This is a genomic window from Lysinibacillus odysseyi 34hs-1 = NBRC 100172, from assembly GCF_001591965.1.
Classification (GTDB): domain Bacteria; phylum Bacillota; class Bacilli; order Bacillales_A; family Planococcaceae; genus Lysinibacillus_B; species Lysinibacillus_B odysseyi.
Window position 1 is genome coordinate 388,920 of record NZ_BCVX01000002.1, and the last position, 14,243, is coordinate 403,162.

Genomic DNA, 14,243 nt, shown 5'->3' on the forward strand with positions numbered 1-14,243 from the left:
CTACAAACATATAGTATGTTTGTAGATACCTTTCCTTTCACCTAATTCGATTTTACTAATTTTGATTTTAATTTTTTATAGAACTGTTCAATTTCTTTGATTTGGAACATCACATATAAAATGACCGTGCTCACTCCAAAGACTGTTACCCCTACGATGAAGGTAATCCACTTGTAATCAAAAATGAAATATTTGCTGGAAATATACATAATGAATGTCAAAACGATAAACGGAATAATCGGCTTTAAAAGCTCACGTTTATTTAATCCCGCCCCAAGCTTTAAGTCATATTTAATTGCTGCATACACAACCAGCATGATTGTATTTGTAATAGAGCTGATCAACGTTCCCCATGCGATGGAGCTTACGCCTGTACTATCTGCCATCATATACATGACTGCAATATTGACAACAAATACGTTTAGCAGGCTGAGTACGACCGGTGTCATTGAATCTCCCTTTGCATAATAGAAGCGCGTAATGTACGTGTTGGCTGCTAAAAATAACATCGATAGTACAAAAATAGCGACTACTGGCGTTGTAATGGCCGTATCCTCAGCTGTAAAATTCTTATATTCTAAAATTACTTGGACGAGATTTTCTGCATAGAAATAAGAGAAAATCGTTACCGGGCCAAGGAGTAACAGCAAATAATGGAGTCCCTTACCGTACAGACCCTTAATCGATTCGTGATCATCTTCTGCTTCCTTGCGGCTTAAAATCGGGTAGATAACCGTTGTGACCGCTGTAATCAAAATCGACTGCGGGAACTGCGTAAGCCTAGATGCATAGTTAACAGCCGAAATGGCGCTATCCCCAAGGCCAAGCACCAATACAAAGAAGCGCTGCAGCATCGCATAAATCTGGATCGTACCGCCACCGATCATAATCGGGAATACCATAATCCATAAATCACGCGTCGATTGCGTACGAGCAAATGATAAGCCTACTTTTGGCCCTTCTAGTTTACGATAGCCGCGTACGAGGAAGTACAGCATGAGCACCGCACTGAAGAAGGCACTGACCCCGTAGGAAACGGGCCCAATGACATAAGACAATCCAACAGCGATAATCAGGAAGAAAATATTGTAAATCAATATCGCAAAGCTCGATAAGTGAAACTTCGAGTGTATATTCAATAGACCGCTGTACCAAGAAGCCAGCATGAGCAAGACGGACGATGGCATCATCCAATAGAAAAGATGCTTAGTCGTCTCAAAATCTCGAGCCGAGATATCAGTGGCGTTTTCATAAAGCATGTTTAATATTGGCGTCGTCAATGCCAGTCCAATCGCTGTCATGACAATACCTGTAATGGTAACAATCGTAAAGGACTGCTTTACAAACAACGACTGATTGGTTTCTTTCTTGTTATAAATCGATATTAAGGCTGTTGTAAAAGCCCCGCCCACTACTAAATACAGAAAATTCGGCAGTGTATAGGCTGTAAAAATTCCGTCCGCTATATGACTAGATCCATATTGATACCCGATAACCGCCTCTCTGAAGAATCCGAACACACGGGCCACAATATTAATGATCGCAACTGCCCCAATAATTTTCAAAAATTTATTCATCGCGCTGCGCCACCTTTAATTGCAGATTCATAGAGGGCCAGCACACGTTTTGTAATTTCCTGTTCATCATGCACATGTAAAATGGCATTTGCTGACTCTTTATTGCTATATTGTTCTTTCGGTGTATGGAGCGCACTCAGCATTTCTATTGCTAATTCCGGTGCATTTTCAGGCTCTACAAGATGCCCTGCTCCATCACCCAGCAATGATACAAGACCGCCTACACGAGAAGCAATGACAGGAGTACCACAAGCAACCGCCTCTAATGCGACAAGGCCAAATCCTTCTAAATGGGAAGGTAGTACAAATACATCGCTCGCCTGGAACCATTTGACAAGCTGCGGCTGCGGCTGCGGATCTACAAATCGTACATCCCCATCTACAAACGGCTGAATACTGTCAATGAATTTCGTATCACGGCGAGAACCGATAATGATGAGCTTTACATTGCGGTCCGTCTCAGTCTGTACCTTTTCAAAAGCCATTAACAGCTCTTCAATTCCCTTCTGTTTAATAACATTCCCGACAAACAGGTACGTAAAGGCGTCCTGCTCAAGTCCGAGTGCATTACGGGCTTCTTTCTTATCTCCTGGACGGAACACGTGACGATTGACACCCATACTGCAAATCGTAATTTTTTCTTTAGGAATATGAAATTCTGTTTCTATTTGCTCCGCAAGGACCGGTCCTACTGCAATCACATGGTCGCTTTCCTGCAGAATAAGCTCCGTCCAGTTGCGGATTCGGGCGCTTTTCTTCGCCATCCGTTCGATGTCACCGCCATGGGCCGTTACGATATACGGGATCTTAAATAGCTTTTTCAACAAAAGTGAAAATACACCAGATGGGAATACGTAGTGTGCATGGGTGATGGAGATAGATCTGCGGTGGCGGATTGCCGTTGAAATCGTCTTCATCGCCCATTTGCCATATTTGATAATTGTATTTTTTTTACCGGTCGCAGGATTATCATTCGCTGCAACAAGCACATCAACGCCTTGTTTTCTTAAAGCCTCTACCTGATTTTTGACGAAAATTCCGAATGATAAATGCTCGTTGGAAGGGTACATATTACTGATCATTAATAGCTTTTTCATTTGCCTTCACTGCCTTTATCATCAATTGTTTACCTCGCATTGCTTCATCATGAAGTTGTTTTGAAGTTATTTTTGTTTTTTCCACGACAGCAGGCCAGTCCGCTTCCATCGTGTTATAGATTTTCAATAAAATATCAGATTCATTCGTAATTTCCTCTATCGAACAACAACGCTTTTCCTGACCGATTAGTTTCATAAAATCGGTTACCTTCTGATGATATGAAATCGCTATAATCGGTGTTGCTGAGTCTGTGGCCAAAATAAGGGAATGCAGGCGGGTACCGATAATCAGGTCTTGTTTTGATGTAATATCAATCAATGCGTTTGGCTTTAAGTTTTGGTCGATGATGGTTGTCTTTTTTGCATACTGCATTTTTTTCTGGATATCCTTTGTTACTGTGACATCCTGCGGATATTTCGTAGCAAAAAAAGTAATTTCTATATTTTTGTTTTCTACTAGGCGGTCAAGATTTGCTGCCATACTTGTAACATACGAGTCATATTTTTCTAAATCTCCTGATGGCCAGTAGTTCGCATTGTACATCGGAACCGCTGAAATACCGATTTTCTTCGGTGCTTCTGCATGTGCCTGCTTCGGGCGGTGCAATGTAAACGCCGGATCTCCAATGACCTGAATTGGCTTTCTTACACCGAGGCGCTCTAGTAATTGTTTAGACTGCGGGTCGCGAACTGAAACATTTTCGGCAAAACGACACATCATACGAATCATAAGCTTTCCTGTTATCGTATCAAGAGGCCCCGCCCCGCATCCGTAAATAATGTAAGGAATATTGCAGTGCTTCGCCATTAACGCATATGTACTATACAGATGTGCCTCACGCCGGTAAAAATCCATCAAGAGTCCGCCTCCGCCGATAATGAGCAGGTCGAACTTGGTTACATACTTTTTATTCGTCTGATACGTTTTATAAAAGGTTTTATACAAATTGCTGTTTCGATAATACAGCGGGTAGCTTTGGACACCGTACTGCTCGGATGTCTGCTGCGTATTATTACTAAATACCGTAATATCCGCGCTATTTACGGAAAATGTTTGTTTTACCTGTTCGATCAGGCCATATAATATCGATTCATCACCGTTATTATCATTTCCGTAATTTCCTACGATTCCGATTTTCATGAAACTACATCCTTTAAATATTTTTTAATACAGAGATTATAGCATAGAAGCTGAATAGAAATAAGAAAAAGCGCATTTGCCCTCTCACTGTGGCATGCGCTAAAAGAGTCAGCAGCGCGTTTTATAGATATAGAGATGATAAACCGCCATCACACTGGATCGTTTCTTCATGCTGCACATGACTACTTTCTTCTTTTTAAAATAGGAACCCCATTCGTTCAGAATGAGATTCCTATTTATATCTTTATTTCTGCAGGCAGGCTGCTTTTTTCCCTGTTAGTTTAGCACACGGTATAAGAACAGACCGAAATGCATGCGTGTAATGGATTCATAAGGTTTGAAGAGATTATTTCCATACCCCGTCGTAATATTATTTGCTGCTAGTGCCTGAACAAACTCATATTCCCAGCTTGTTTTTGGTACATCGGTAAATTGGATGTTCGATACGCCTTTTAATTTAAATGCGTTAGCAACGATTTTTGCCATTTGTGCACGTGTTAAATAGCTGTTCGGGTTGTATGCACCGTTTACTCCGCTGATAATTCCTGCGTTTTGCACAGCAGCAATTTCTTTATAGTATTGGTGGCTTGGTGTTACGTCTTTGAAGCCCGGATCCTTCACCTTCGTTGTATCAAGGCCAAGCACGCGGCTGATAATAACTGCTGCATGGGCACGTGATAGTGTCTGGTTCGGCTTGAATGTCCCATCCCCATAGCCTGTTACATATTTTTTATCTACCAGGAATTTTACTTCCTTGGCATAGATGTAATCTGCCGGGATGTCTGTGAACAATGCTGCCCCTTTTACCGTTACAGGGAAGCTTGCCGTTTTCGATCCAAGTTTCGCAACGATGCTTCCTTGTCCTTCTTTTGTTGCTGTAAACTGGCCGCTGCTGGAAATAGAACCAATACCGCCTTCTACAGACCATTTCACCTGATCTGCGTTATAGATAATCGGCTTACCTGCATCATCTAATGCTGAAATGCTGTAAGCAGCGGACTGCTTCACTCCAAGTGTTTTTGTGCCGCTGATTGTCAGTGTAGATGGACCATCGACTACCTTCACCGGGAAGGACTGGATGACTTTGCCGTTATGCGCCATGTAAAGACGATCATCACCGGCTTTTGTCGTTGTAAAGCTATAGCCGCTCACCTGCAATGTACCATTTTGCGAGCTGAAGCTCATCGTACCGTTTGCAATCGGCAGCGGATTATAATACTGATCGAGTACATACTGCACATTAATAGTAGACGTCGTACCGACCAGCATTGTTCCTACATTATTTCGTGTATATTTGATTGTTGCTGCCTCACTTGTAGGTGCTGTACTTACTGCCTGTAAAATAGCATTTACTGCACGCTCCGAGCCGGCTGCTGGAACATTTGCCAAGACAACATTATTGCTGCCGTATTTACGGATACCCATCGTTGTCGAACCGCCGCCATCCAGATTGATCGCTGTGTCGACACCAAGGCGGATTAAATAATCGGCAAGCTGCGACATATTCATCCCTGGGCTTTTCGACTGTTTACCGTCTACTGTGACAAAATGGACGGTTTTCTTGTCTTTACTAATACCGACAACTGTCCGTGCTGTTACTTCCTTTGCACGGGGGCTTGATGTACTCATCATAATATAAGGCTGCCCGTTACGGACAAGCATTGGGCCTGATGCCACGATAAACTGTGCATTGTTCCATTGTGAATCAATCGAGAAATTTACCGACACATCTGTACCAGGAGTCAATTTTTGCAATTTTGCATTCAACGGAGATGCCCCTTGTACTGAGATGACAAAACCGTTTTCCGGAATTTTGCTCACGCTTTGCCCATATGGCAGTACCTGCACGACCTTCCCGGAAATTGTATCGCCAAAGTGGATATTACGCGTGCTTGTTCCGGCATCCACCACGATTTCATAGCCGTACTGGTTTGAATTTGTACCGGGTTTATAAAATTCCGGTGTGAAAAGGATTGTTTCCTGATTGTTACGCTCACGGTTCATACCATTTAACTGAAGCGTCTCACCATTTGCCGTCAGGTTCACATCAAAATCAAAGTAATCAATAACCGCTTCACCGTTCTCCTTCATACCAAAGGCAGTCGGTACGTTCATATATTCACTTGATCCGTTCGAAACGATTCCTCCATTAATGATCCGGTTATTTTGTGCAATTAAAAATAACGGATAGCCTTCTCCCATATTAAAGAAAGCTGCGTTTACCGCACCAACAACACGATTACCTTCTGTAGAGTTCTTCGTAGCAAGTGCTGTTGTACGAATCCGCGATGCGAATGGATCTGGCATTCCTAAGGTTACATTCGTATAAGCATCATTCAGATTAATCGATAAATGATTAATGGAATTGGTATTGCTGCTTTTATATGTATAGTTGTTATACATGACCCCGCTTGAGAGCGGATATTGCTCATTTATAGTTTGAAATGCAAAAGCGGGGCCCGCCTGTGCAAGGACAATGACAAGTGCAACCATGAAAGTTATTAATCTACTTGTTTTCTTCATTTTTCTTTCCTTTCTTTTTTAATACCTTTTTAGGATAACAAACTATGTAAAAAAATTCTATGTTTCCTCAGAATGTGTCGACTTTTGACCTATATAATATATCTCCCGTATAGCAGGATGACCGCTGCTCTAGCAAGCTTTTTCTTTGACAGGAAGTGATTCCATTTTCTGTAGTATTTAACCCTTTACTATAAGTGGGGATAACAAGCTATTCTTATAGGAAGGTGATTGGAATGGCGTCTGGCGGCTCCTTGAGGATGAGAATGTGCGGAAAATCCAATAGTCTCGGGGTCCACCCCGGAAACTATTTAGTTGGAGCCGTATCCCCGGGAAAGCGTCCAGCCAACGTGGAAATCAACCACCTATTAAGGCGATGAATCTTTTTTTATAGAAAATAGACTCTGTACAAGAATATTCTATATAGATGTATATCCTATTTCCTCTTTTACTAGAAAATAGTTTTTGGTACTATAAACTTATGAAAGAAGGAGGAAATAGAGAATGAAAAAGCTGTTACTGTTCCCCATTGTCCTATTGCTCATGGTTTCGTTCACTTTCTCGGCTCACGCTGCAGACGATGTAACCGGTACTTACCATGAAAAAAGTCTGCGTTATTTAATATTAAAAGGAGCCTTAACTCCTGATAGTAAAGGAAACTATTATCCTAATAATATGGTAACGCGTGCAGAATTTGCACACTATTTAGCAGTCACATTAAATCTACCAAATGCAGAGTCTGTGAAAGATTTTGAAGATGTTCCGAAAAACTCACCTTATTATGCATCTATCCAAAAGGCAGCCGCTGCTGATATCGTGACAGGCTATGGCGGAAAGACATTTAACCCAAATGCCACGATTAGCCGTGTTCATATGGCTGTTATGATTGAGCGTGCATTAAGTTATTTGAAAGTGTCTGTTGATACACCAAACCCGACGGCCTTCAAGGATCAATCGCAAATTTTGCCTGAGTACCGCCATGCTGTTGCGGTCGGCGCCCATTTGGATATCATTAAAGGTACACCAATGAAAGACGGCACATACTTCTACCCTGCGCAGAATACAAACCGTGCCCAAACTGCAACATTTATCTATCGCTTGAATGAATATTTAGGAGACCCTGATACGAAATTTGATGTGTATGAGATTAAAGCCATTCAAAATAAAGAACTTGTCTCTACAGGAAAAACATCAGTTTCCTATGATGCCCTTTATAATCAACTAACAGATCAGAATACACAGGTCATTACAAAAGGCGACAAAATCGTTTATATGAAATCAGGTCTTGGCTACGTGGTTTCAAACAAGTACATTGCCCTGCCATCAGAAACAGCTGGCGACAAAATTGCTGTTGCAGCAGCTACGGAAATGCAGTATTCCGGCAGTGACGGCAAAAATGTCCGCGTAAATCTAGCGGGCCAAATTGGTACTGTATCAGTAGATGATGTCACATTGATTCCGTTTGCTACTTCAAAAGGGCGTTCTTACTATAAGAATGAGGGCGGCGAATTACGTCATTATTTAGTGAATACAGAAGGAAAAGTGACAGGCAGCTATACATCCGGCAAGGCCCCTGCCCAAATGAACAGCGGTGCAGCCTACTATAGCTGGGACGGGATTTATTTCTCAGGAAATGGCGAATCTTTTACTTACTATAACTATTATCAGTTCTTGCCGATTTACTCTAAAACGCATTATACCGCTGAAGAGCTGGACCGTTATATCAACTACGCGCTGGCTGAACGGGAAAAAGTAAGCTCAAAGTATGCGAATGCGACAAAAATCAGCAAGCTTGTCGGTCTCGGCTCGACACTTAAGAAAATGGAAGAACAGTATAATGTCAATGCATTGATGGTACTGGCACTTGCCTTCCACGAAAGCGATTTCGGTATGAGTGACCATGCGCAAAAGCTGAATAATTTATTCGGCCTATATGTATACGATACAAATCCGTTAAATAAAAAGTTCGATTCTGTTGAGGCAAATATTCTTGAATATATTAACCAGTTCATCTGGAAAAATTACATTCCTGCCAACGCATCATTTGCTCACGGTGCGGTATTCGGCTCCAAAGCAATCGGCATTAATGTAAAATATGCTTCAGATCCATATTGGGGTGCAAAAGCAGCGGGTCATTTCTACCGTGCTGATCAATACCTTGGCTTCAAGGATGCAAACAACCCTTATACAATCGGCCTAACGACAACAGTCGGCCTGAATATCCGTACAGTTGCTACAACAGTTAATAACTCACCGCTGTATACGTATAACCGGAAAAATCTACCGATTATTATCACAAGTGACCATCTAGCAGACTGGTACGAAATTATCGGCGAACAAAAAGGCCTGCCAGTTGGGTATGTTAACAAGCAATACGTAAATATTTTGCAAACAACGAAATAAACTGCCACTCCCCTCTTTTATAGAGGGGAGTTTTTAGTAGATTGCGCGAATTGGGACGGGTATTGCGCGATTCACTTCTTTAGTCCTGAATTTTATAGCACTTTATTTAAATTTCTCTTCCTATTTAACCTAACCTATTAAAAAAGCCTTTAACTTTTCCTATTCCAATACGATAAACAAGTAATCTATCTTAAAGGAGGCGTATATTTTGAAAAAACTATGGATTCCTATCTTTGCCTTGCTCTTATGGGTCATGATCCTACCTTCGCCTAAGGAGGCAAGCTCAGGACAGAAGATCGGCATTCTCTTCTCAGATGTTATTAATGACTACTCACTTTCTACACATCCTGGAAAAACGAGTGCCATGACTCTTCCCTACGCCACAAAACCTGTCGACGTAGCAGCTAAAGTAAAATATAGTCCAATCAATGACAAAGCATTAAAAATGTATTACTTCTACCAGGAGGCAGGCTTTTCAGTTGCAAAAATAAGCCATGATGAGCTGAACAGCCTGGAGTCACTGGATAAATACGATGTGATTGTTTTCCCTTATTCCGTTTTGATGAACCGGCAGCAGCGGGAGAATGTAAAAGCCTATATCTACGGCGGAGGCAATGTACAGATTTTATATGCGACGGCCCGTAATGAATTGGCGAAACTCGCGAAAAGCCCTTCTGAGCTGGATGTCACCCCCCTTATTTTTGATACGTTAACATGGGTGTGGGAATGGGATAACTTAACGGAAATTTTCCAATCTCGTTTTATTGATGATGTGCAGCTGCGGGATGCTGTCATTACGAATACTCCGGGTGTTACCCATCCGATTTTAACAAAAGCGTTTGAAAAGCTGGGACGGAATTCCATCCGACTAACTGAGTCGGCCAATGAGTGGTATGAAATTGTTCAACCATGGAAGTCTACTGTTAAACCGCTGCTTGTTGTGTCCAATTACAGCTGGACAGATAAGCCTGCCAATATAAAAAAGGGTCAATCCGGTGCTTTATTTGCGTTGGAATACGGAGCTGGCCGTATCGTTCATGCACCATTTAAGATGTATGACTATGTAGGTGTCGGGAAGCATGAAGGTGGCTGGCAGGAAGATTCGGGCAAGCCTTATACGGAAACGTCAGGTGAGGAGGATGCAGAAGCTGTCCTTTCTGCTTCAATGGAATGGCTGCTTGAAGGCTCTGATTCCTTTAAGCCGCGTAATTATAATGTAAAGCTTACGGCATCGAATTACACGGCAAATATGACACCGCAGAAGTCTTTTGCAGTCCGGGGTACAGTAACAGCAGCGAATATCGGCGATGTACCGGTACGCGGTAAACTGCGCATTCATGTATTGGAAGCTGACAACAAAGTGCTCGGCAAATACGAAAAGGTTTTAGTTGGTCTCTCTCCTTCTCCAAACGACATATCAAGCTATGCAGAGAAGTTTGAAATTCTATTACCCGGCAGTATAAAGGATGGGAAATATACGGTAAAAGCATCGTTTGAAGAAACACGCCATGACCGTACCGGCTATGTTACAAGAGCGGAGACACATACGCTAACAAAGCAGGGCAACAAAGGCACATTTGCAAACTTCACCGGTTTTAAAGATATTGGTTCAGGCAATGGCCACTACCAGAACATACTTAATGCCGCGAAAATCGGGATCATTACGGGCTACAGGGACCAAACTTTTAAACCTACTGCCAATGTCTCACGCTTAAATGCGATGATGATGCTGTTGCGCGCGAAAGGAACCAGCCCGTCTGCTTCTGCTTCCTTGCCAAGCTCTGTTACAGATTTAAAGAAGGGGATGTATGGCTATGATGTGATGGCGACAGCTTACAAAATGGGGCTGCTTAATCTAGAGAACGGCCTGGCTGCAAAGGATGCACCGATGCGCCGCGGCGAAATGGCGCAGGCACTTGTAAAAGGCTTTGCACTACAGGGAACAAGTGACATGGTGTTTACTGATATCGGCACAGCGAGCTCTTATAGCCAGTATCGTCACATTGCCACCCTTTATCATTACCGGATCACAACAGGTATAACGGCGACCCTTTATAGCCCATACAGCCCTGTCACACGGCAGCAGTTTGCTACATTTATTATGCGGTCATTGGAAAATACATCAAAATAACAGCTGCCCCCCTCTTGCTAACAAGAGAGGGGTTTTTGAGAGATTGCGCGAATAGTAGAGTCTATTGCGCGAATTTAGCCTCCTATTGAGCGAATCATAACTTTCATCCTATGCATATGCAAGCTGCCAACAATAAAAAGCGATTGATAGAAGAACTTCCTTCTATCAATCGCTTTTATTAAGTAAGTTTGTTGCTGTTTTTCGTACTTTGAATGGACGATGCCAGAACAACGAAGGCAAACATCAACACAAAGATAAGATCGAGCAGGCCTGTATGCATCGATACAGTGAATAATGTAATAACAAATGCATAGGCCACTGAATGGAACGTCTTCACGCCCGCTTTTTTAATTTTATTGTAAACTAAAGAGATAATTGCTCCGTATAATAGGAAGCCGATCGACACTAACAGATAGCCTCCGTCAAGGAACAGCTGTCCAATGAAGGTTGGTGTCGTTGTACGGCCAGGACGCGTAATATACTTCCCTTCCTCCGTACTTAACGAGTTCACAACATCTGTTACAAGCATACGCGGTGATACTTGCTCACCAGGCAGAATCGTCGTGAAGATGCCCTTATGCATTTCTCCACCGGTATAGCCTTCCTCTTCTGTGTACTCAATAATTTTACTTAGTACAATATGGCCTGTTACCATCTCTTGGTTGATCGCGCGTACCCATTTTGGTGTCAGGTTTACACGGCGTTCCGCAGTAATGAGCTTTTCTACGTCTTCTTCTGCCATATGCTCACGGTCTGGCTGGCTGCGGTCGTTGAATTTTTGCGTTGGGTCCTCTGTTAATACACGGACGAATCCAAACATTGCAAAGAATATTCCAACTAACGCAATAAATGTGATGAACCATGTCAGCTTGATGCGTTTTACACAATAGTGGAAAATGATAAGCCCTGTAAATAGCATAATGACAAGTGGCGTACGGTAACCCATAAGCAGGAATGCAGTCATTACAACGGCAAACGCTAGGGCATACACAATTGCTTTCTTCCATGTCATATTACTTTCTTTAATCATGCGATACGATAACAGTAGTAATACCCCAAACCATAATAGCTGACTTAGGAAGTTCAGCTTTGGATCAAGCCCGCGTCGTACTGATTCATCTGAAATCCCGACACTTCCTTGGAAAATCATCGTTACATACGCTACAAGTCCAATCAGCGTCAGTAATACGACAAAATGCATCACGTATTTCCCTAAAGCTGAAAGCCCGAATGTTGGGAATGTCCACCCTAGCTTATCCACGATATACACGCCGATATAATAGCAAATGATCGCCAGGAAAACAGCCGGCCAAATCGACGCGCGTACATTAAATAACTCGAAGCGGCTGAAGTCGAATAAACTCAAGAAGAAATATAAAGCTAAAATGAACGGTAAAAAGAAATAAGGTGAGAAAGTATCAATCTTATTTATTTTATTAGTAATTTGTTTAAATTTTAGTAACATAATAATACATCAACATCCTCAGATGTCTACCTTTCCTCTCTATAATTTGCTCTTTGCATTATACCATAAAATCCAAGAAGCCTATCAAAAAAAACATAGGAAAATAAAAACGGCTATTCCGTAAAGTGTTTCTTACAGAATAGCCGCATGTTAAACCGTTATTTAAAGCGGTTTTCCTATGATTGTGAGTAATACTTTATAATCCCGTTGTAAATAGATTGTGCGAAGAGCTCAATAGAGGCATCATCTGTCAGCTTCGCGCGGTCTGCACTATTTGTCACAAAGCCTAGCTCTACAAGGACAGCCGGGATATATAAGTTACGGATGACATAGAAGTCCTCACGCTTTGTTCCCCGATCAACCATTTTTACATTTTTTACGATTTCATCATTGATGAATTTCGCTAATGCATAATCTTCTTTTTCGTTATCGTTGGCACTCTTACTATAGTATGTTTCCGTACCACTTGCAGCTGCACTTGCTGAATTGGCATGGATACTGATAAAAATTTCGCCGTTATTCTTTTTAGCGTAAGCGACACGATCCTCTAAGCTTGGATATGTGTCCCCTGTACGTGTCATTTTTACAATAGCACCTGCAGCCTCCAGCTTTTTCTGTACCTTGCTTGCTGTGTTGAAGACAATTGCTTTTTCAACAGCATTGCTGCTTACTGCTCCAGGATCTTTACCGCCATGGCCTGGATCGATAATGATAATACGACCCGCTACCGGTGAACCTGATGTATTGATTAAACGCAAGTATGTTTTGCTAATATAGCCTGTTTTTCCGTTATAGGAAACTTTTACCCAAGATCCTGAAATAGATAAAACATCTACTTTTGTTCCACGGCTGATGCTGCCAATCGCTGTTGAGCTGGCAGAAGCCTGTGAACGAATATTCAGGCCATTTACTGTTGCAACTCCAATTACTTTGGCAGAAGTTGTCGGTGGTGTCGGTTTTTCCACTACTGGTGGATCCACTTCTGTCGGTGGTGCCTCCGTTGAAGGGTTGTCCACATTAATTACTTTATCTGCATATATTTTGTAGATATAAGCGTACTTTCCATTGTAATCTACCTTATAGTAATCTGAACCTTCGTAGTAGACATTAAAGATATATCCTTTATCTACTTTTCCTACCACGTTATTTCCTGTAAATACTGCAGTAGAACGGATGTTTAAATCATTTGTATTAGCCTTTACCTGCATGATTGCGTCCGATTTATTCGGCACGCCCACTCCTTGAACAGGTAATGGCAGGCGGTATGTGCTTGAAGCGCTGCGAGCAACAAACAAAGCGAATTGGCCGCGTGTTACATTACTCTTCGGCAAGTAATTTCCGCTTGTTCCTTTCGTAATGCCCTCATAGTAAATAGCTGAAATGTACTTATAATAGGCATTTGACGGTTTGATATCAGAGAATGGAATCTCTAAACTATCATATTTTGCAACATCCAGCTTAAATGCTACTGCCAAAGCTTTCGCCATTTCATCACGCGTTACCGCTATGTATGGTGAAAAAGTTGTATTGGAAGTAGGAGCAATAATCCCCAGCTGAACGGCCTTTTCCACATACATGGATTCCTCAGATCCTGCTTTTACATCTTTAAATGATGATTTAGATGTTTTTGGGGCATCAATGCCTGCAGCGATCAATACCATTTTCGCTACCTGCCATCTTTTGACGCTATCCCCCGGCTTAAACATCTGTTTACCATTTACGTTGTAACCTTTAATAACCCCTTTATTTACTAAGTAGCTCACTTCCTTGTAAGCTTCGTGGGAAGTTGGAATATCAGCAAAATTCGGGCTGGCATACACACTCTGTATACTGAACATTGACATGATGACGACGGCAAAAGTTAAAGCAAATTTCTTAAAAGACAATGTCTTTCTTCCTCCTTCAGTTA

The 14,243-nt window shown here is 42.0% G+C and carries 8 protein-coding genes; 2 read left to right on the plus strand and 6 right to left on the minus strand.

What is annotated here, in order from left to right; all coding sequences use genetic code 11:
* Positions 1 to 41: 41 nt before the first annotated feature.
* From murJ to BOD01S_RS04680, 4 genes are all read right to left on the minus strand, one after another.
* Positions 42 to 1,577: a murein biosynthesis integral membrane protein MurJ gene (gene murJ, locus BOD01S_RS04665; RefSeq protein ID WP_036155598.1), complete on the minus strand. Its 1,536-nt coding sequence runs from the start codon at positions 1,575 to 1,577 to the stop codon at positions 42 to 44.
* Entirely contained in the window at positions 1,574 to 2,674 is a 1,101-nt protein-coding gene (locus tag BOD01S_RS04670; protein ID WP_036155596.1) for a glycosyltransferase, read from the minus strand. The genes murJ and BOD01S_RS04670 overlap by 4 nt, the downstream gene beginning before the upstream one ends.
* Entirely contained in the window at positions 2,649 to 3,815 is a 1,167-nt protein-coding gene (locus BOD01S_RS04675; protein ID WP_036155593.1) for a polysaccharide pyruvyl transferase family protein, read from the minus strand. The genes BOD01S_RS04670 and BOD01S_RS04675 overlap by 26 nt, the downstream gene beginning before the upstream one ends.
* Positions 3,816 to 4,091: 276 nt before the next feature.
* Entirely contained in the window at positions 4,092 to 6,338 is a 2,247-nt protein-coding gene (locus tag BOD01S_RS04680; RefSeq protein ID WP_036155591.1) for an S-layer homology domain-containing protein, read from the minus strand.
* A 501-nt stretch (positions 6,339 to 6,839) separates the two neighbouring features.
* Between BOD01S_RS04680 and BOD01S_RS04685 the strand changes: the two genes are divergently transcribed.
* Positions 6,840 to 8,738 carry an S-layer homology domain-containing protein gene (locus BOD01S_RS04685; protein WP_036155589.1) on the plus strand — a complete coding sequence of 633 codons (1,899 nt, stop codon included), beginning with the start codon at positions 6,840 to 6,842 and terminating at the stop codon, positions 8,736 to 8,738.
* Between the two features lie 208 nt (positions 8,739 to 8,946).
* The gene (locus BOD01S_RS04690; protein WP_036155587.1) at positions 8,947 to 10,869 is read left to right on the plus strand and encodes an S-layer homology domain-containing protein; all 1,923 of its coding nucleotides are present in this window, start codon (positions 8,947 to 8,949) and stop codon (positions 10,867 to 10,869) included.
* Positions 10,870 to 11,047: 178 nt separating this feature from the next.
* On the opposite strand, the gene BOD01S_RS04695 is transcribed toward BOD01S_RS04690, so the two are convergent.
* Both BOD01S_RS04695 and BOD01S_RS04700 read right to left on the minus strand, forming a co-directional pair.
* Positions 11,048 to 12,334, minus strand: coding sequence for a hypothetical protein (locus BOD01S_RS04695; RefSeq protein WP_052124890.1), 1,287 nt, complete (start codon positions 12,332 to 12,334; stop codon positions 11,048 to 11,050).
* Positions 12,335 to 12,510: 176 nt separating this feature from the next.
* Positions 12,511 to 14,220, minus strand: coding sequence for an N-acetylmuramoyl-L-alanine amidase (locus tag BOD01S_RS04700; protein WP_036155585.1), 1,710 nt, complete (start codon positions 14,218 to 14,220; stop codon positions 12,511 to 12,513).
* Positions 14,221 to 14,243: the final 23 nt, after the last annotated feature.